Source organism: Marinobacter sp. (assembly GCF_040904845.1).
GTDB lineage: Bacteria > Pseudomonadota > Gammaproteobacteria > Pseudomonadales > Oleiphilaceae > Marinobacter.
In genome coordinates, this window is record NZ_JBBDSR010000109.1 from 65,950 (window position 1) to 85,774 (window position 19,825).

Here is a 19,825-nt window from a genome sequence, read left to right on the forward strand (position 1 = left end):
AGAACGAAAAGAGGGCGTCAGTCTAGCACGACGGGTTCACAGGCTGGTCAGCCAGGCCTCCATCTTATCCATGGCCAGCACCAGGCGCGGGCAGGCCTGCTGAACGAAGTCGTCACTGAGCGCCTGTTCGGCGTAATCGCCGCCGGCCAGTTTCAATGACCCGGCCCCGTCGAAATCCACAAACGCCAAACGCGCGGCCAGATGATCCGGCACGAAACCGAAATCACTGGCCGGCAGGATCGCCACCCCGGTGTTCTCCAGCAATACCTGACAGAATGCCTGGCTGGTTTTGATGTCCTTGCGGGCCAGGGCATCGCGGAAGCCGTTGAAATCCGGAAACAGGTAAAACGCCCCTTCCGGTTTCTGCACCACCGCGCCCATGTCGGTGAGGCGTCGGTGCATGTATTCACCCACCACTTTCAGCACTCGCCGTGACTGTTTGAGGTATTCGTTGATGTCGTCGCCACCATCGAAGGCGGTCATGGCGGCGTACTGGATCGGCGCGCTGGTGGCGGTGTAGGTTTCGCTGGCGATGATCGCCATGGCGTCCTGCAGGGGGCGCAGTTCCGGCGGAAAGATAAAGGTGCCCAGCCGCCAGCCGCCGGCTCCCGCCCATTTGCTCAGACCGGTGCTGATGATGGTGCCTTCGGGGTAGTAGCGGGCGATGGATTTGTGTTTGCCCTCGAAGTGTACCTCGCCGTAGATTTCGTCCGACAGCAGGATCAACTTGTACTTGCGCGCCACGTTGGCGATGGCCAGCAGTTGGTCATCGGTGTAGGTGCAGCCGGTGGGGTTGGACGGGTAGTTCAGGATCAGGATGCGCGGGCGCGAGGGGTCATCGCGGCAGATGATGTCCAGTTCCTCGGCGGTGAGCTGCCAGTTGTTCTCTGCGTGGGTGGGCAGCCAATGCACTGATCGGCCAATGATCCTGGCTTGCGGCGCGTAGGACACCCAGCTCGGGCGGGGGATCAGCAAGTCGCCGTAGTACGCCAGTTGCAGAATAAACAGCAGCTCTTTGGAGCCGGGGCCAATCAGCACGTCTTCCCAGGTGCAACGCATCCGCTCGCTGCGGTTGATGTAACCGGCAATGGATTCCCGCAGGGCTTTCAGACCCTTGACGGGCAGATAGTCCTTTTCATGGGCGTGTTGCTGCAGCGCTTCGACCACACGAGCCGGCACTGGGAACGGCGACTGCCCCAGCCCGAGTTTGACGATGTCCCGGCCCTCGGCGCGCAGTTGATTGCTCAGTTCGTTGATGCGGAGGGTGGCCGAGGGCTGGATGCCCCGAACGTTGAGGTTAATCGCGTAACGGTGGTCGTTTTGAATGTCCATGGGCCCGGTCTGTTGGTGGAGGGTGGCTTTCGCAGTATAGGCAACCTGGCGATGCCTGTGGTGCGCTGGATCATAGGTGATTGCCGAAAAGAGCGGCAGAGCTTATTCGCTGTTTTTGTTGCGCAGATCGGCCAGGGCGTCGTTGAACCGGTCTCGCAGTTCCCGACCGTCGGGCGTGTGCCGGGAAAAGGCGGCGCGGAAAGGCCGCTCCTCGCCGACGGTCCCTGGCAGTGGCTGCAGGCTGGCGAGGTCCGGGTAGCGTTCCTGGTGCCTGTCCAGCAGATAGTTGCACACCGAATGTTCACAGATATAAAGGTCGATGCGGTTCAGTGCCAGCAGCCTCAATCCGACCAGTTCGGGCGATTCCTGGCTGAGCTCGACGATGCGGATGTCGGCGGTATCAAGCCACGCCATGAATTCCGGGGCGTAACTGTAGGAAGCGGCGATGCCAATTCTCAGGCCTTCCAGGTCGTTCAGGGATGACCACTCGATGTTGGCGTCTGAGCGGGCAAAGAACGTGTCGCGAGCGCGGCTGAGGGGGTCGGTAAAATGGTAAAACCGTTCCCGGTGAGGTGAGTGCGTCAGGGAAAATAGCATGTCGATTTCCCCGCGCCGGGCGAGGCTTTCCGCTCGAGCCCACGGCAACACCACGAAATCCGGTATGTACCCCATGCGTTCCACTGTCCGACGCACCATGTCGGCATCTTTGCCTTTTAATTCACCGTTTTCCAGGTATTCGAAGGGGGGGTATTCAGAGGTGGCGATCTTCAGGACAGGAGCGTCGGCCAGTGCGGTTGAAGTCAGCAAGGCAAGAAGAGCCCAGGACAGGGTTCGGAATAGCATGGACAATTTCCGATGTCTGGTTAATTGAGTGGCTTAGGCACTGCTGGAAGTATAACCACCCCTATGCGGTTCTGCACGGCGTCGCAGCGGATGGGCACTATGGATTTGGATTTCAGAATGGATGAACCTAAGACGGTGGGTTACTCGCCCTCGCTATAGCGGTGGGGTTCCAGCTCCATATGGGTGATGCGCTGACCGAGCATGATGATACTGCCGCCGTATCGCTCGTCACCGGTGGAGGTAAAATCGAACAGGAACCGTCGCCAGACGCGGAGTTGCCCCTGTGCGTCACGTTTGAACCACAGGCCCCGCAGATAGACGGCATCGTCGAGCAGCATGACATCCATTTTCTTGCAGTATTGTCGGGCGGCCTGCAGCACGAAGTCCTTTATGGCCTTACCTCGCCACCAATACCAGATGACGAAGCCGGCTACAAACAGCCAGAACAGGGTGCCAAGGGTCACTGGGGGGCAACCGAGCCGTGGTGATCGCGCGCCAGCAGGATGTAGAACGCCGGCAGCACAAAGACGGTGAACAGGGTGCCAATGCCAAGACCGGCACTGATGGTCAGGCCAATGGCGAAGCGGCTTTCCGCACCCGGGCCGACCGCGATCAGCAGGGGCACCATGGCGAAGATCAACGCCAGCGACGTCATGATGATCGGTCGCAGACGAATGGCGGCCGCTTCGATGACCGCATCGCGCTTGCTAAGGCCCTTATCGACCTGCAGTGAGTTGGCGAACTCCACGATCAGGATGCCGTTCTTGGACACCACGCCAATCAGCGTGATCAGCCCCACCTGGGTGTAGATGTTCATGGTCGCGAAGCCCAGCACGATAAACGCCATGGCCCCGGCAACGGACATGGGCACCGACACCAGAATAATGAAGGGATCGCGCCAGCTCTCGAACTGCGCCGCCAGGACCAGATAGATCACCAGCAGTGACAGGAAGAAGGTCACTATCAGTGCGCTGCCCTGATTGGCGAACTGGCGCGACTCACCGGTGTAGTCCGACGTGAACCCCTGAGGGAACACCTCGTCGGCGGTGTTTTCCATGAACGCCATGGCATCGCCCACGGTCACTCCGGGCATCACCACGCCCTGCAGCGTCAGCGAGTTAAGCTGGTTGAACTGGGTGCGCTGTGAGGGCTCCACATCGTGTTCGAAGCTGATCACGCTGCCCAGCGGCACCAACTGACCGTTGTCGGCGCGGATGTAGTATTCGTTGAGTTCTTCAGCGGTCATGCGGAAGTCCTGCTCGGCCTGGGGTATAACCTGGTAGGAGCGCCCCTCCATACTGAAGCGGTTGATATAACCGCCGCCAAGCATGCTCGACATGGCCTGCCCAACGTCCTGCATGGACAGTCCCAGATCCGCGACCCGGTCGCGGTCGACCTTGATCCGCGTGACCGGGCGGTCAAAGTCGATGGATTTTTGCAGGAACATGAAGTTACCACTTTGCATGGCCTTGCCCAGCAGGTCATCCGCGACCTCGTTGAGGCGGTCGTAATCAGCGCCCGTGGTGATGACGAACTGGAACGGCAGCCCGCCGCCGGAGCCAGGCAGGGACGGCCTCGGGAATACCGCGGTTTGCAGCCCGGTGATTTTCTTCAGTTCGCTATCAAGCTGTGGCTGCACCTCGAACTGGGATATGTCGCGGTCGCCCCATGGAGCCATTTTGAAGCCACCGAACACGGCGTTGGGCGCGGTGATTCCGAGAATCATGAAATCCTCGTTGTATCCCGGTACCGTCTCCATGCGTTCCAGCACTTCCTCACCGTGTTCCTGCAGGTAGTCCAGCGTGGCGGTTTGGGGTGCCAGGCCCTGATAGAACAGAATGCCCTGATCTTCGGTGGGTGCCAGTTCATTCTGGCTCATCATCACCATGAAATAGATGGAGCCCAGCACTACCAGAGCGAAGAAAATGACCACCGATTTGGTGTCCATCAGCGTACTCAATGCGCGCTTGTAACCGTTGGCCAGGCCGCCGAATGTCCGTTCCACCAGGCTCTCAAAACGGCCGGGATTGCCATGGGGCTTGAGCACCTTGCCGGACAACATGGGTGACAGGGTCAGGGCGACGATGCCCGAGATCACTACCGTGCCGGCCAACGTGAAGGCAAATTCGGTGAATAGCGACCCGACCAGGCCGCCCATGAAACCGATGGGCGCATACACTGCCACCAGCGTGGTGGTCATGGCGATGATCGGCACCGCCATTTCCCGGGCACCATTAATGGCGGCGTCGTAGCGGGACTCGCCCTGTTCAATGTGCCGGTGCACGTTCTCCACCATGATGATGGCATCGTCCACCACCAGCCCGATGGCGAGCACCATGGACAACAGCGTCAGCAGGTTCAGGGAGAACCCCATCATCAGCATCACGAACGCGCCGCCAATCAGTGACAGCGGCACCGCGACGGAAGGCACAATGGCCGCTCGCACCGAACCAAGGCACAGGAAAACCACGACAAGTACAATCACCAGCGCTTCCAGTAGCGTCTTGATCACTTCGTTGATGGAGTTGTCGATAAAGTCGGAAGCGTCGTAGGCCAGCCGGACATTCAGACCGGACGGCAACTGCTGTTCAATGTCGGGCAGTTCGTTCTTGACCAGCTCGGCGACCGTCAACGGGTTGGCACCGGGTGACAGCTCAATGGCCACGTAAGTGGCCGGCTGGCCTTTATACAGCGCCAACTGATCGTAAGTTTCAGAACCCAGTTCAACCCGCGCTATGTCCTCGAGCCGGATCAGCGCCCCATCGGACTCCTTGATGACCAGTTCGCGGAACTGATCCGGGTCGCCAACATCGGTGTCACTGGTCATGCTGATTTTGGTGTACTTACCCTCGGTGTTACCCACCGCCGCCTGGTAGTTGTTCTGCAGCAGCACCTGCACCACTTCCCGGGGGGTCATGTCTACCGCCGAGAGGCGTTCCGGGTCGAGCCAGGCCCGCAATGCAAATTTGCGACCCAGCAGGTCAGCTTTGCCGACGCCGGACAGCGCCTGTAACTTGGGCTGGACCACGCGGGTGAGGTAGTCGGTAATCTGCGGTACTTCCAGTTCATTGCTGTAAAAGGCAATGTACATCAGCGCCGTCGAGTCACCGGTGGTGGAGGTGATAACCGGGTCCTGGGCATCGGCCGGTAAGACGTTACGCTGGCTGGCGACTTTCGCCTGGATTTCCGCCAGAGCGGCGTTGGCGTCGTAATTCAGCACCATCTTGGCTTCGATGGTGGACCGGCCCTGGGAGCTGGTGGACGTCAGGTAATCAATGCCACTGGCCTCGGCGATGGCCTGTTGCAGCGGTGTGGTAATAAAGCCTTTGACCAGGTCGGAACTGGCACCGGGGTAGGCGGTGGTTACCGTGACCGTGGTGCTTTCCAGTTCCGGGTACTGGCGGATTTCCATTTCCATCGCCGCTCGGGCACCGAGCAGCAGGATCAGCAGGCTGACCACCGTCGCCAGGACGGGGCGCTGTATGTAGAGGTCAGTGAAGCGCATTATTCAGAGACCTCTGCGGAGTCATCGTCGTCTTCCTGAACGCTGACCCGCTGGCCGGCGCGCAGCCTCAGCAAGCCCTTGGAGACCACTTCCTCGCCCTCATTCAGGCCGTCCTCAATGGCTGTTTGGCCTTCCCGCACTTCACCAGTCTGGACGGAGCGGCGGTTGACGATCAGTTCGCCCTCTTCGTTTTTTTCCAACACAAAGACGAAATCACCATAGGTATTGTACGAGATGGCGGTTTGCGGAACGGTGACGACGTCGCGGTCTTCCGGTTGTTGGGTGTGGATGGTGGCAAACATGCCCGGGCGCAGCTCGTTGTCCGGGTTGGCGATCGTGGCGCGGATGCGCACAGTGCGGGTCTCCGGGTTGACCGAGGTGTTGATCGCGCTGACCTGGCCGCTGAAGGTTTTTTCCGGAAGCGCGGCGACCGTTACGTTGACGTCATAGTCCCTGGCGACTCTGGAGAGATTCTTTTCGGACAGGGTGTAGTCAACGTAGATCGGGTCGAGCATGTTGATTTCGACAATCGGTGTGCCTGTCGGGATGTACTCACCCTGGTCAACCATGCGCAGGCCCAGTTTGCCGTCGAAGGGCGCGCGAATGACTTTCTTGTTCAGCTTGGCTTCTGCTTCATTGACCCGGGCGCGGGCGGCATCGAAGTTGGCCTGAGATTCATCGAACTGGGACTGGGATACGGCACGCTTTGGCAGCAGGTCCGAGACGCGTTTGAACTCCTGCTCAGCCAGCTGTGATTCGGCCCGGCGAGTGCGCAGCGCGGCCTCGTCAATGGCGGCGTCGAGGCGGACAAGAACATCGCCTTTGCTAACGGTATCGCCGGATTCAAAACTGATACGCTCGATCACACCGGGGACTTCGTTAGCCACTTCGATGCCGTTGACCGCTTCCACACTTCCCACGGCTTTGATGGCCGGAGTCCATTGCCCGGAGCGGGCCTTGGTTGTCGAGATCTCAGCCGGCGATTGTGGTTTTGAAAGTTGCTCTTTCATCTGGCCGAACTGATAGAACTTGTAGCCAAAAATACCGCCTAATACGACTCCCAGGAACAGGATGACGATGAGGAAACGGGAAGCAGTGCGCATAATTCAGTCCTGAGAGAGAAAATATTATAAATGGATTCTTAACAGGCGTTAATAGCGTAGCATCCTATACAAAAAGCGGGTGTTTTGTCACCGTTTGAATGCCAGAATTACGGTCAGTGAACCGTAAGGGATTACACTATGCACTGGATACTGGGTATTGCTCTGGCGGCCGCCGTTTTCGTTGTTCTCAAACAATGGGGAGCGCTGGCACCAGAGAAGAAAAAAGCCGCCACCTGGAAGCTGGTGCTGATCGTGGGCGGTGCCATGCTTGTGTTTATGGTGCTGACGGGCCGGCTCCATGTACTCGCAGCCGCGGTGGCAGCTCTGGTTCCGCTGCTGCGAAAGTTACCGGCACTGCTGAAATTCGCGCCGCTGGTGAATCGGATGTACCGTCAGCAGCGGGGGCAGGGTGAAGGAAAAGGCGGTGCGGAAAGCCATACCGGGCAACGACAGCGAACAGCGGGGTCGGCGCGGATGTCCGTGGCCGAAGCCTGCGACATACTCGGTGTCGCCGAGGATTGTCCGGAAGACGACGTCATCCTGGCGCACCGTCGGCTGATGCAAAAACTTCATCCCGACCGGGGCGGAAACGATTATCTGGCCGCTCAGGTCAATGAAGCCAAAGCCACTCTGCTTGCCGCCCGTCGTGGTGCGGCTTGAGGCACTTACAGCAGGTCCACTTTAACCTCGAAGGTCTGATTGTCGCTCTGCTGCCCGCCAACCTGGTAAGTGATGCCTGACTGAGAACCGGAGCGGCGGCTCCGGGTGCTTCCGAGTTCGACCCATTGGCCCGGATCCACTCGCCGTATGGTCATCAGGGCTTCGGTGTCGTAGCCGGGCACGTCATCCTGAGGGTCCTCCTCAAACGACATAATATTCAACTCCACCATGCGCTCGGAAATCACCTGTGGGCTGACCAGAAAGCCACTGCGGGTCTGCATCTGATCGAGAATCGCCGCCGGGTTGCGGCCACCGCGGATGGCAATCGGCACGGTACGAACCTGGCCCGAGGTGATATGAGCGGATTGGCCATCCTGCACCACCAGGGTTCGCTCCTGGTTGCGCCGGGTGCTGGTGACTCTTCGTTCGACACGGACGTTCGCCTGTCCGCCTGATGCAGAGACGCCGCCCCCACCACTCTTGGCGTTCAGATTGCTGCGAGAACGCACGGTGATACGCATCTGGGCCGGAGCCACATCCATGGTGTCGACCAGTGTGCCGATTTCGTCCAACACCTCCGGTTCGCCACGGATAACCATTTGCTGGCCCCTGGCGGTAACGTTGACCTGACTGTTGCCGTACAGATCCCGGATCTGGTCGGCTACATCGCCTGCTGAGCGATTCCGGAGCTCGTAAGTGCGCGCTTCGGGGACTGCGCTGGCCGGGGACGGCAGGCACATCAGAGCTGCAACCAAGAGTACGGTGACAGCGGTCAAAAAAGTGCGTGCGTATGCCGCTACATGCGGGTGTGGGTGAGGGGCTGCGTCGAGGGCTGCGCGTTTGAGCGTTTTTGTGGTCACGGCGACAAATTCCATAAAAATCGGGTTTGCGGGTTGCAAAGCCGAAAAGCAGGGGTATATATTGAAAAGCATGAAGACGACACAGGCGATCTGTCAATTGAATGTTCCGCAAGCTTTCGGTGTGAAACCGATGGCAGCGGTCGCGTCTGTGTTTTTCTGGTGGTGTGGTTATGGCTTTTATTTTAGCCAGAGCCCGGGCCGCCCGTAAGATCTTCATCGACCGAACAACGAGGAAGGCAGCCCGGCAAACACCCAGGCTGCCACCGGACTCGAAAAAGCCCCGACTGGTAGCCCAGCCGGGGCTTTTTTGATTCTGACACAGGGAAACGGAAAACTGACATGAACATGCCTCTGACTATCGACACGCTGAGTGACCAGGCCCATGAGGAGACGACCATGGCACCCAGCCGCCAGGAAGACATCCTACCGACCGCCGCTGAACTGAGCGCCGAACTGCCGCTACCCACGGCCACCCAGCGCCAGATTCATCGCCATCGCAATGAGATTCGCCAATTGCTGAACGGCAGCGATCCGCGCACGCTTATCGTCATGGGGCCCTGCTCGATCCACGACGAAGTCGCCGCACTGGAATACGCAGACAAGCTCAAAGGTCTGGCTGACGCGGTCGGTGACCGGTTCCTGATAGTAATGCGCGCCTACCTGGAGAAACCCAGAACCACCGTCGGCTGGAAAGGTCTGTTATACGATCCGGACCGCACCGGCTCCGGCAATCTGGCGGAGGGGCTGGTGCGCTCACGCCGGCTGTTGCTGAACCTCGCGGAAACCGGTTTGCCGCTGGCGACCGAGGCCCTCAGTCCCTTCGCCATGGATTATCTGGGTGACCTGATCAGCTGGGCGGCCATCGGTGCCCGCACTACCGAATCCCAGGTTCACCGCGAACTGGTCAGCGGCTTGTCGATGCCGGTGGGCTTCAAGAATGGCACCGATGGTGGTGTTACTGCGGCCATCAACGCGATGAAGTCCGCTGCCCATTCTCACCACCACCTGGGAATTGCCAGGTCCGGTGCCCCAGCGATGATTACCACGGCTGGCAACCCGGATACCCACCTGGTGCTCAGAGGCGGGCGCGGCATCACCAATTACGATGCGGACAGCATCGGGCGGGCGATTGAGGCGCTGTCTGCCGCGGGTGTTTCAAACGCCATCATGGTGGACTGCAGCCACGACAACGCCTGCAAGCAGGCCGAGCGTCAGGTGGGGATAGCACGGGAGGTCATGGCCCAGAAGGCGGCTGGCAATCACTGTGTGCGTGGTCTGATGCTGGAAAGTTTTCTGGAGCCTGGCCGCCAGGATGACGGTGCCGATCTGACATACGGCTGCTCCATTACCGATCCGTGTATTGGCTGGGATCAGACGGCGGCTCTGATCCGCTCACTGTAGACAACAGTAACTGCCCAGCCAGCAGCAGCAAGACGCCGCCCATCATCCGGTCCAGCCAGTGTCCGAAGCGGTTAAAACCGCGCCGTACCCGTGGCAGGGTGAAAAACGTGGCGACCAGCGCGAACCACAAGCCGGTAGCCAGGGCCATATACAGGCCATACAGGGTTTGCAAGGCAATGGGAGTGCCAGGGCTGATGATTACCGAAAACAGTGATACGAAAAACAGGGTGGCTTTCGGGTTGAGGGCGTTGGTCAGAAAACCCAGCCGGAAAGCCGCACTGCCGGTTTGCAGCGGGCTGTTTTCCGACTCCACGTGGATGCCCCCGGCGCGAGACCGCAGGCACTGAATGGCGATCCAGGTCAGATAGAGTGCGCCAACCACCTTCAGTACGTTAAACAACAGTAACGACTGTTGAATCAGCAGGCCAATCCCCAATAAAGAATAGGTGACGTGCACCAGAATGCCGACACCGATGCCTGCAGCCGTCAGCAAGGCGTTACGGCGGTTTTGGCACAGCGCCTGCCGCAGCATGACGGCAAAGTCCGGCCCGGGGCTGGCGACCGCCAGCAGGTGAACCAGGGCGACAGTCAGAAACTCGGCCCAGTAAGTCTGCATCGGATTTACCTCCACACTGAACCGAACGCGAGAACGGCAGGAATAACTCTCTGGACACAAGGATATAGGCGATCTGCGAAAATATCCTGTGTCAAAGACAACTAACGTGGTCGGCTATACTGTGGAACTGATACCCGGGGAACTTATGCCGGGGAACATGGGAGAGGTGCGTGGATGGATAAGCGAACGGTTGATGTGGCGATTATCGGAGCCGGTACTGCCGGCATGGGGGCTTATCGCGCGGCGCGGGCACACACCGACAATCTGGTACTGATTGAAGGCGGACACTACGGCACCACTTGTGCCCGTGTTGGCTGCATGCCCAGCAAACTGCTGATCGCGGCGGCGGAACGTGCGCACGACATGGCGAACGGCCCGCAGTTCGGTGTCTGTCCGGGCAACCTCCGCATTGACGGCAAAGCTGTGATGGAACGGGTCCGGCAAGAGCGCGACCGCTTCGTCGGTTTTGTGCTTGAGGCCGTTGATGATATACCCGAGGCCCATCGGCTTGTCGGTCACGCCCGCTTTACAGACGCCCAGCGCCTGATTGTTGACGACAAGGTGGAAATCACGGCGGACCGCATTGTGATTGCCACCGGAGCGCGGCCAAACGTTCCCGGCTTCCTGAAAGAGGCCAAGGACCGCCTGGTGGTTAACGACGATATTTTTGAATGGCCGGATCTGCCAGCGTCTGTGGCCGTATTCGGACCAGGCGTGATCGGGCTGGAACTTGGTCAGGCTCTGAGTCGCCTGGGTGTCCGGGTGCGTATGTTCGGTAAGAGTGGGTCGATAGGCGCCATTCGCGACGAGGCTATCCGGGCGTACGCCCTGAAAACCTTCCAGGAAGAATTTCCTCTGGACCCGAGTGCCGAGGTCAAAAACGTCGAGCGCAGGGACGACGGTGTGGCCATTACGTTTGTGGACGGTGACCGGGGTGAGGTCAGCGAAACCTTTGAGTACCTGCTGGCGGCGACCGGCCGGCGGCCCAACGTCGACCATCTGGACATCCAGAATGCCGATCTGGCGCTGGACGAACAGGGTGCGCCCTTATTCGATCGCTTCAGTCTGCAGTGTGGTAGCGGCCCGGTGTTCATCGCCGGGGACTCGAATAATGATGCGCCATTGTTGCATGAGGCCGCCGATGAAGGCCGGATCGCCGGGGATAACGCAGGGCGTTTCCCGGACGTGCGCGCGGGTTTGCGCCGAACCCCACTGGCGGTGGTGTTTACCGACCCCCAGATTGCGACAGTGGGTCTGACTGTGGAGCAGGTCGATGAGCGTTGCAGCGGCCAATTTGCGGTTGGTGAAGTGTCGTTCGAAGGGCAGGGGCGTAGCCGGGTCATCGGCAAGAATCGCGGCATGTTAAAGGTATACGGTGAAAAGGGCAGTGGTCAGTTTTTGGGGGCGGAGATGTTCGGGCCTGCTGCCGAGCACATTGCGCACCTCCTGGCTTGGTCAGTGCAGCGCCGGATGACCGTCAGCGAGATGCTTGAAATGCCGTTTTATCACCCGGTCATCGAAGAGGGTGTTCGGACCGCGCTGCGTGATCTGAACCGCAATCTTCACATTGGGCCGGAGGTGGTCAGGCACTGCATGGATTGTGGTCCCGGGACATAGAGACGGACTCGGCGCTCCTTTCGCGCTGCGCACGCCGCGCCCAGAACTTCTCATGAAAGAAGTAGGCAACGGTGTTGATGGCTGGTTCGACCATGGCAATCAGGCTGCCGATCAGAATGTCGCCGGTCAGCGCAAAAGCGACGGTGAAGGCGACGGTAAAGTGAGTCAGTGCGAAGGTCAGCGTTTTCAGTAACGAATTATCCCCTTTTGCACTGTGATCGTGAACGAATAGCTTTAGCGCACTCATGGTCGGCTCCACGCGATGAATGTCATGGGTTCACCGTAGCAGCGACTGATAATCATTGTTAAATAAATTGTATGAAGGAAATTGATAGGGTGGAGCTATTGCAAGAATTGGCGAACTAAACTTCACGCCTTTCAGTCTTCTGGCTTATATTGGGGTCAGATTCATTTGAGTAACTGTCAAGGAGGCACGTTATGGGTAAGAATTTCATTGGTCTGGATACCGTCAAAACCGAACAGCTGGCCAGCGCACTGAACGATCTGCTGTCCAACTACCAGATTTTCTACATGAACGTCCGTGGGTACCACTGGAATATCAAAGGCGACAATTTCTTCGAACTCCACGTCAAATTCGAAGAACTGTATGACGATCTTCTGCTGAAGATTGATGAAATCGCCGAACGGGTACTGACGCTGGGCCACCGCCCCGCCCACGCGTACAGCACGTATATCGAGAAGTCCGAAGTGCCTGAGCGCAAGGACGTGTCAGACGGTAAGGCGGCGATGGAAAACATCGTGGAAAGCTTTGCCAAACTGATCGGCAAACAGCGCGAGTTGCTGCACCTCGCTGGTGACTCAGACGACGAAGGCACCGTCGCCCTGATGAGTGATTATATTTCGCAGCAGGAAAAGACCGTGTGGATGTACCGTAGCTATCTTGGCCAGTAAATAGCGCCAAGTCAGTTGAGTGAGAAAGCGGCCTCCGGGCCGTTTTTTCGTGCCCGTAAATCGCCAGTCAGACCGCCTGTTTCAGCAGCGGCACCTGGCGGTGGAGAAACCATTGCTCGGTCACCACTTTGCGGGTGAACCAGTGAGAGCGCATCAAGGTGCTGGCCACGGGTGCCTTGACCCAGTCCGGAATCTGCCAGCCCTGATCCGCATCCGCTGCGCGGTTGCCAAAGCGTTCAGCAATAGCCTCCCCGTACGCCTGTAGCGTTTGCGCCGAGTGGTCACGGGCGTTGCCGATAACCCGGGCTGCCATCAGTGCCGATTCGATGGCCGGGCGAATGCCCTCGCCGCTTTGGGTGTAGGCCAGACCGGCGGCATCCCCGATCAGCAGGATGCCGTCGTCTACCAATGGTCGTTCGGCATGGTTGTAAAGCAGGTAGGCGTGGCCCTTGAAGCGGTGAGGCAGGTCCTGGGGTATGCGGCCACTGGCCTTCATTTCCTCGACGAAATGCTCCAGGTGATGGGTCAGCCTGTGATTGTCCTCCCGGCCAAGGCCAATGTTCAGGAAGTCGCCTTTGCGGAAGACCCAGGCGTAGCCCTTCAGGTCACGGCAGAACCACAGCTCCGGTGTATCCCCGCGCGCGGCACAGACGCGGGACTGGTCCGGTGTCATTTCAAATTCCACCTCTTTTGCCGCCACTACCGTCTCATGGCTTCCGGGGCCTTCCCCCAGCAGCTGCGCGACCGGGCAGAAATGACCGCCAGCCCCGACCACCAACGGGGCTTCCCAGGTGTGGTTGATGACCCAGTTGCCGTTGTGCCGTTCAATGGACTTGACGGGCGTACCCAGCACCTTGGGTGCGTCGACGCGATTGAGCAGGTAGTCATCAAACTCACAGCGGCGAATGCCATAGCTGACGACCTCATGATGGTTATTCTCAACCGCGGGTTGCCCCATCATGCCGATACGAAAGCGACGAATGGGTTGCAGGGTGCGGCCGTTGGCGTAGTCCGTGAGGTCAATGTTGAGGCTGTGCATCACCGCGGGGGTGACCCAGCCGGCGCAGGTCTTATCACGGGGGAACGCCTGCTTGTCGATCAGCAGAATACGTTTGCCGCTGCCCTGCAGAGAATGAGCAAGGGTGGATCCCGCCGGCCCTGCGCCCACAATGATCAGGTCGTAGTAGTCCATCAGGCTCCTCCCGGTGCAGCGGGTGACGCGTACAGATCCTGACGGCTTTGCGGCAACCGGTTATTGCCACCGTGGGTGAACACCACCTGAAACAGTTGCAGGGACCCTGCACGGAACGCAGCAATTGACCCCGCCAGATACATGCGCCAGGCGCGGGTGAAATGCTCGTCGTACAGCGCGGTGACCTGGTCCTGGTGGGCCTGGAAGCGGTCCATCCAGTGGCTCAGGGTTTGGGCGTAATGCAGACGCAGATTTTCGACATCCAGCACGGAGAAATCGCCGTGTTCACAGAGCGCCATGAATTCACCAATGCTCGGTGGATAGGCTCCCGGAAAAATCCGTTTCTCGATCCAGGCATTCATCAGCATCGGTCGGTTGCGGCCGATGCTGTGCAGCAGAGCGATGCCCTCGGGTTTCAGGGTTCGCCGTATCAGCTCGGCCAGCGCCGGATAGTTGTCTTTACCGACATGCTCCAGCATGCCGATCGACACAAAGGCATCATACTGGCCCTGAATGTTGCGGTAATCGTCCTCCACGTAATCGATGAGGTGGTCCAACTTCTGCCGTTGCGCCTCGGCACGGGCATGGGCCAGCTGTTCTTTGGAGATGTTGTAGGCGTGTACTTTGACGCCATAGTGCCTCGCCATGTAGCGGGCCAGTCCGCCCCAGCCGCAGCCCGCTTCCACCACGGTCATGCCGGGCCTGAGGCGCAGCTTGCGACAGACGTGCTCCAGTTTGGCCAGCTGCGCCTGCTCCAGCGTGAGATCGGCCTGTTCATAGTAGGCGCAGGTATACTGCATCTCCGCGTCATCGAGCCAGAGGCGGTAAAAGTCGTTCCCGAGATCGTAGTGGTGGTGGATGTTTTCCTGGGCTTCGGACAGGCCAGTGGAACGTGGGGCGTGATTTCTCCACAGGGCATCCAGCCATTTGGGCCAGCGCTGGCGGGCCTGATGAACCGAACGGTAGAGTGCTTCCATCAGGTCGGTCAGGTCACCGTCGACATCCAGCCGGCCGGCACTGTAGAGATCGCCAAACGCCAGGTTGGGGTTGGCCACCAGGGCCATCAGGGCTTTCGGGTCGTTCAGCTGAATGGTGAAACGGGCTTCGCCGCTCTCTGGCCCACTCTCTGGTTCGATGACGTTATCGTCCCACAGGCGGAAACGCACCGGGGGCGAGCCGGCCATGCGCAACAGTTTGGCAATCAGCCAGATTTCGTAGGAGTGGGGCCCGCGGTCAACCTGCATGCTCTCAATGGGCAATTTTAGCACGTGGGCCTTGGCGCGGGCTTGTTGCTCGGTAGGTTCCGTTTTCTGGGCCGTGCTCTGGTTCATGACTTCCGCTCTCCCTTTCGCTACCTTTGCCATCAGTATAGAAAATGATCGGAGTTTGTCATGCTTGAGGGGCTGAAACGATGAAGGCCGGAGCGCGTGCTCCGGCCTTCAGGTGGGTTCTAGTAGGATGCACTCATGCCGAACCACTCAGGGAAGATGACGATCAGTGCCAGCACCAGCATCTGCAACAGGATAAACGGTAACACCCCTTTGTAAATGTCGATGGTTCGTACCTGGGGCGGTGCCACCCCTTTGAGGTAGAACAGTGCAAATCCGAACGGTGGTGTGAGGAAGCTGGTCTGCAGGTTCATCGCGATCAGAATCGCGAACCACACCATGTTGATGCCCAGCGCTTCCGCCACCGGTGCCAGAATGGGCACGATGATGAACGAAATCTCGACGAAGTCGATGAAGAAGCCCAGCACCAGGATGACCAGCATGGCCAGAATGATAAAGCCCCACTTCTCGCCCGGGAGTTGCAGCAGCCATTCTTCCAACAGGTAATCGCCGCCGGTGTAGCTGAACACCATGGAGAACGCAGTGGCACCGATGAGGATGGCGAACACCATCGCGGTGACCTTGACCGTATCCTTGGAAGCATCCCATACCATTTTGAAGGAAAACTGGCGGTAGATGATGGCGAGAACAACCGCGCCGACACCACCGAGGGCGGAAGATTCCGTTGGGGTGGCAATCCCGGTAAAGATGGAGCCCAGCACGATGACGATCAGCGCCAGCGGTGGGATGATGGCGAGCAACGCGTCGAACACTTCCCGTTTGCGGGAGACGCCGCTGTCACCAGGCATGGCCGGCGCGGTTTCTGGTTTGAAACGGGTCATGATCAGAATATAGGCAATGTACAGCCCGATCAGCACCACTCCTGGCCACACCGCGGCCCTGAACAGATCGCCCACGGGCAGCCCGAGTACATCACCCAGGATGATCAGGATGATCGAGGGCGGCACGATTTGCCCCAGCGTGCCGGACGCACAGATAGTGCCGGTTGCCAGCCGCTTGTCGTATTTGTGCGCCAGCATGACCGGTAGTGAAATCAGGCCCATGGCAACAACGCTGGCCCCCACCACGCCGGTTGAGGCCGCTAGGAGGGCACCCACGAGAATGGTGGAAATGGCCAGACCACCAGGCAAGCCGCCGAACAGACGCCCCATGGACGTAAGCAACTGCTCCGCCAGTCTGGTGCGCTGAAGGACAACACCCATGAAAATAAACAGTGGCACCGCCATCAATACGGTGTTCTGCATAACGCTCATGATGCGGTAGGGCATAAAGGCAAAAAGATCCATGCCCTCGGCGAAGATGCCAAAGAACAGCGCTACCCCGCCGAAAGTGAACGCCACCGGGAAACCCACCATCAGCATGATGAGGGCGACACCAAACATTATCATACCGATCATGCCAGGCCCCCTGCGCTGTGTTCGCCTTCGTATTCCTTCTCACCGGACATGACGCGCAGAGCAAACGTCGCCATGTTGAGGCCGGCAATGGCAATAAAAATGGCGGTCAGGGGGATGACGGCCTTGATAACCCAGCGGTGTGGGAGGCCGCCTGGATCGCCGCTGCCTTCACCCATGGTGTAGGAATCCAGGGCAAAGTTGTAGCCGTAGGTGCCGATCAGGTAGGCAAACGGAATGACAAAAATGAAGGCACCGACCAGGTTGACCCAGGCCTTGGCTTTGTTGCTCCATCGGGTGTAGAGCACATCAACCCGAACGTGGCCGTCCGTGCGCAGGGCGTAGGGAATGCCGAACAGGAAAACCACCGAGTAAAGGTGCCATTCCATTTCCTGCATTCCGATGGAAACCTCGTTAAAAGCATAGCGCGCAACGACGTCGTAAAAGACATTGGCTGCCATTAGTATCATGGCCACACAGGCAATCCAGCCACAGAGATTGGACAGGCGGGCGAGGCCCTCGTCCAGTTTGATAATCCACCGCATTGATGATCCTCCGCCAACTGGGGCTGGCGATTTTCCGTTGCTACAAACGACAAAACCGGGATCACTCTTGGAGCGACCCCGGCCCTGTTACAGGCTGTATTTTACTCGACTTCGGTCATGGTGTTGAGATAGGCCCGCTCAGAGATATCCGTGTAGGCACGGCTCTGACGCAGGTACTCTTCTTGAGACTTGACAATTTTAGCCGCAGTCTCGCCACTTTCGGAAGCTTCTTTCAACAGCTTTTTGTTGGCCTCGTACATGGCCTGGAAGATGTCTTCCGGGAACTGCTTGATCTGCACGTTCGGATACTCTTCTTTGATGTTGGCCCAGGCCTTGGCATTTTCATGCTGGGAGTGCACCAGCATGTCGTAGGACGCCGTACGCATGGCTACCCGCACGATTTCCTGCAGATCCGCCGGCAGTTTTTCCCACACGCCCTTGTTCACCAGGAACTGGAGTTCGGTGGCCGGTTCATGCCAGCCGGTGTAATAGTAATCAGCGATCTGCTGGAAACCCAGGCGCAGGTCCAGCGCCGGACCTACCCACTCGACGGCGTCGATGGTGTTGCGCTCAAGCGCGGTGTACAGCTCACCCGGTGCAATGTTGGTCGGGTTGACGCCGACTTCCGCAAACACCTCGCCGGCGAAGCCCGGAATACGCATCTTCAGGCCGTCCAGATCGTCCAGGGATTTGATTTCGTCACGGAACCAGCCGCCCATCTGAACACCGGTGTTACCGCCGGGAAATGACAGCATGTTGTGGGGCTCATACACTTCCTGCATCAGCTCCATGCCGCCGCCGTGGTAGAACCACGCGTATTGTTCGATGGCGTTCATGCCAAACGGCATGCTGGTGAAAAACAGTGTTTCGGGCACCTTGCCCTTCCAGTAGTAGGACGCGGAATGGCCCATGTCGTACTGGCCGGCTTTCACCATATCAAACACCCCCAGTGGGGCTTTGTGTTTGTTGGCGGAGTCGATGCGGACTTTCAGCCGACCGTCGGACATCTTCTCAACGTTTTCGGCGAAGCGTTTGGTGGTGTCGCCGAAGATCGGGAAATTTGGCCCCCAGGTTTCAGCGAGGCGGAGTGTAAAGGTGTCTTGGGCGAGCGCCTGTGCGGAGGCAAGGGTAGTTGCGACTGCCAGCACAGTTGCGGAAAGAACAGAACGGATCTTCATTGCTCTTCTATCCTCTTTTTTGTTTGTCGTCGTGGGTGGAACGGGTGGTGTTCACTTACAGTTACCACTTTGTAACTCTAGTTCAAGGTAGCAGCAATTGTTAGCAAACGGAACGACATTCCGGGGTGCCTGCGACATAGGTCTTAGTCAGGGCAGGGGCTGCAGGGGAGGTGGGGCTGGTTCCGGTTTGGCCTTTGCGCGGAGACCCCGAAACCAGGTCAGTGCCGGTTTCTCGACGGCGTAGTGGATAACATTGGCCAGTGTGAGAACCAGTATCAGAGCGAGCGTGACGCCGGCCCAGCCTGGAAGTCCGGCATCGTAGCTCCAGCCGATCACGCCATAACCAATATTCTGGTGAACCAGGTACAGTGCGTAGGAGAGGCTGCCCAGCCAGAGCAGTGGCCGGTTGGCCAGGGCATTGAGATAGCCCGCGACGGCCAGCGCGAACACGCCGTAGCAGCCCAGCACAAACCAGCTGAAAGGTGCGTTGTAGGCAACCAGCTCGTGGCTGATGGACAGGGCGAGCAGCAATAGGTCGATGGTCTCCGGGCGACCGTGGCGGTGCCAGCGGTAGATCAGCATGCCACTGACAAACAGCGGCGCGTATTTTACGAACAGCAGGTCCTTGACCAGAAATTCCATCGCCGGCGGAATGGCATGCCACCAGAGCACGCCGGCGTAGCTGGCCAACACCCATGCCCACAACGCCAGGCGAACCCGCGGCCAGGTTCTCAGGCCATAGAAGAGTATGGCGATCCAGCAGTAGAACGTGGCTTCAACAACCAGGCTCCAGTAGGCACCGTCAACGTGGGGGAACTCCAGATACTCGTGGAGCAGGGTGGTGTTCAGCAGGGCAGCGCCGATACCGACGGCGCGGTCGTCCGGCCCGAGCAGATGTACCGCGAGGAAGGTCAGGGCGATACCGGCCCAGAGTGCCGGTAACAGCCGGAAGGCCCGGGCGAGGGCGAACCAGCCTGGGGTGCGGGTACGCTCCAGCGTCATGTAGATGACAAAACCACTGAGGATGAAAAACAGGTGCACCCCGTAACGGCCGAAATCGAGCCCCGACCAGGGCGTGAACGAGTGGCCGTAGAGTTTGTCGTAATAGGGCAGGTAGTGGAACAGCACAACGCCGAGTGCAGCAATGCCCCGAAGCGCGTCGAGTGCCGACAGCCGTTGTGAAGATCCCGCCATAACCACGATTCCGTGCAAGTTCAGACTATAGTAGCCTGCTTTGAGGGTTTGCTGAACCGGCCAGCTATACCGTTGCCTTGCTGCCGGCTTAAGATGGGTTAACGTGCCTGGAACGGGAGGGAGC

18 protein-coding genes are annotated in these 19,825 nt (G+C 59.0%); 4 read left to right on the forward strand and 14 right to left on the reverse strand.

From position 1 onward, the window contains the following. Positions 1–36: 36 nt before the first annotated feature. From WD429_RS14075 to WD429_RS14095, 5 genes are all read right to left on the reverse strand, one after another. The gene (locus tag WD429_RS14075) at positions 37–1,332 is read right to left on the reverse strand and encodes a pyridoxal phosphate-dependent aminotransferase (RefSeq protein WP_368422813.1); all 1,296 of its coding nucleotides are present in this window, start codon (positions 1,330–1,332) and stop codon (positions 37–39) included. 102 nt (positions 1,333–1,434) lie between these two features. Then, on the reverse strand, positions 1,435–2,175 hold the full coding sequence (locus tag WD429_RS14080; protein WP_368422814.1) for a substrate-binding periplasmic protein: 741 nt from the start codon (positions 2,173–2,175) through the stop codon (positions 1,435–1,437). A gap of 140 nt (positions 2,176–2,315) precedes the next feature. Continuing rightward, entirely contained in the window at positions 2,316–2,639 is a 324-nt protein-coding gene (locus WD429_RS14085) for a DUF3301 domain-containing protein (RefSeq protein WP_368422815.1), read from the reverse strand. Further along, the gene (locus WD429_RS14090) at positions 2,636–5,680 is read right to left on the reverse strand and encodes an efflux RND transporter permease subunit (protein ID WP_368422816.1); all 3,045 of its coding nucleotides are present in this window, start codon (positions 5,678–5,680) and stop codon (positions 2,636–2,638) included. Before WD429_RS14090 ends, WD429_RS14085 begins: the two co-directional genes overlap by 4 nt. Then, positions 5,680–6,783, reverse strand: coding sequence for an efflux RND transporter periplasmic adaptor subunit (locus WD429_RS14095; RefSeq protein WP_368422817.1), 1,104 nt, complete (start codon positions 6,781–6,783; stop codon positions 5,680–5,682). The genes WD429_RS14090 and WD429_RS14095 overlap by 1 nt, the downstream gene beginning before the upstream one ends. Positions 6,784–6,921: 138 nt before the next feature. On the opposite strand from WD429_RS14095, the gene WD429_RS14100 reads away from it, so the two are divergent. Then, complete coding sequence (locus tag WD429_RS14100) at positions 6,922–7,443, forward strand: molecular chaperone DnaJ (protein ID WP_368422818.1); 522 nt, start codon at positions 6,922–6,924, stop codon at positions 7,441–7,443. 5 nt (positions 7,444–7,448) lie between these two features. Here the strand turns inward: WD429_RS14100 and WD429_RS14105 are convergent, their stop codons facing one another. Then, the gene (locus tag WD429_RS14105; RefSeq protein WP_368422819.1) at positions 7,449–8,303 is read right to left on the reverse strand and encodes a secretin N-terminal domain-containing protein; all 855 of its coding nucleotides are present in this window, start codon (positions 8,301–8,303) and stop codon (positions 7,449–7,451) included. A gap of 339 nt (positions 8,304–8,642) precedes the next feature. On the opposite strand from WD429_RS14105, the gene WD429_RS14110 reads away from it, so the two are divergent. Further along, positions 8,643–9,704 (forward strand): 3-deoxy-7-phosphoheptulonate synthase, encoded by a 1,062-nt coding sequence (locus WD429_RS14110; protein ID WP_368422820.1) that lies wholly within the window; start codon positions 8,643–8,645, stop codon positions 9,702–9,704. On the opposite strand, the gene WD429_RS14115 is transcribed toward WD429_RS14110, so the two are convergent. Beyond that, positions 9,649–10,320, reverse strand: a complete 672-nt coding sequence (locus WD429_RS14115; RefSeq protein WP_368422821.1) for a LysE family translocator — start codon at positions 10,318–10,320, stop codon at positions 9,649–9,651. The two genes, WD429_RS14110 and WD429_RS14115, sit on opposite strands and share 56 nt — an antisense overlap. Positions 10,321–10,494: 174 nt before the next feature. Between WD429_RS14115 and WD429_RS14120 the strand changes: the two genes are divergently transcribed. After that, entirely contained in the window at positions 10,495–11,937 is a 1,443-nt protein-coding gene (locus tag WD429_RS14120; protein WP_368422822.1) for a dihydrolipoyl dehydrogenase, read from the forward strand. On the opposite strand, the gene WD429_RS14125 is transcribed toward WD429_RS14120, so the two are convergent. Beyond that, positions 11,903–12,184: a DUF2061 domain-containing protein gene (locus WD429_RS14125; RefSeq protein ID WP_368422823.1), complete on the reverse strand. Its 282-nt coding sequence runs from the start codon at positions 12,182–12,184 to the stop codon at positions 11,903–11,905. The genes WD429_RS14120 and WD429_RS14125 overlap by 35 nt on opposite strands. A gap of 191 nt (positions 12,185–12,375) precedes the next feature. Here WD429_RS14125 and WD429_RS14130 point away from each other — a divergent pair, with 191 nt between their 5' ends. Continuing rightward, complete coding sequence (locus tag WD429_RS14130; RefSeq protein ID WP_368422824.1) at positions 12,376–12,849, forward strand: Dps family protein; 474 nt, start codon at positions 12,376–12,378, stop codon at positions 12,847–12,849. Positions 12,850–12,916: 67 nt separating this feature from the next. Here WD429_RS14130 and WD429_RS14135 read toward each other — a convergent pair whose 3' ends face one another. From WD429_RS14135 to WD429_RS14160, 6 genes are all read right to left on the reverse strand, one after another. After that, complete coding sequence (locus WD429_RS14135) at positions 12,917–14,041, reverse strand: NAD(P)/FAD-dependent oxidoreductase (protein WP_368422825.1); 1,125 nt, start codon at positions 14,039–14,041, stop codon at positions 12,917–12,919. Continuing rightward, entirely contained in the window at positions 14,041–15,372 is a 1,332-nt protein-coding gene (locus tag WD429_RS14140; protein WP_368422826.1) for a class I SAM-dependent methyltransferase, read from the reverse strand. The genes WD429_RS14135 and WD429_RS14140 overlap by 1 nt, the downstream gene beginning before the upstream one ends. Before the next feature lie 119 nt (positions 15,373–15,491). Then, complete coding sequence (locus WD429_RS14145; RefSeq protein ID WP_368422827.1) at positions 15,492–16,787, reverse strand: TRAP transporter large permease subunit; 1,296 nt, start codon at positions 16,785–16,787, stop codon at positions 15,492–15,494. Next, entirely contained in the window at positions 16,784–17,329 is a 546-nt protein-coding gene (locus tag WD429_RS14150) for a TRAP transporter small permease subunit (RefSeq protein WP_368422828.1), read from the reverse strand. The genes WD429_RS14145 and WD429_RS14150 overlap by 4 nt, the downstream gene beginning before the upstream one ends. A 101-nt stretch (positions 17,330–17,430) precedes the next feature. Further along, the gene (locus WD429_RS14155; RefSeq protein WP_368422829.1) at positions 17,431–18,507 is read right to left on the reverse strand and encodes a TRAP transporter substrate-binding protein; all 1,077 of its coding nucleotides are present in this window, start codon (positions 18,505–18,507) and stop codon (positions 17,431–17,433) included. A 147-nt stretch (positions 18,508–18,654) separates the two neighbouring features. Further along, the gene (locus WD429_RS14160; RefSeq protein WP_368422830.1) at positions 18,655–19,701 is read right to left on the reverse strand and encodes an acyltransferase family protein; all 1,047 of its coding nucleotides are present in this window, start codon (positions 19,699–19,701) and stop codon (positions 18,655–18,657) included. Between the last annotated feature and the right edge of the window lie 124 nt (positions 19,702–19,825).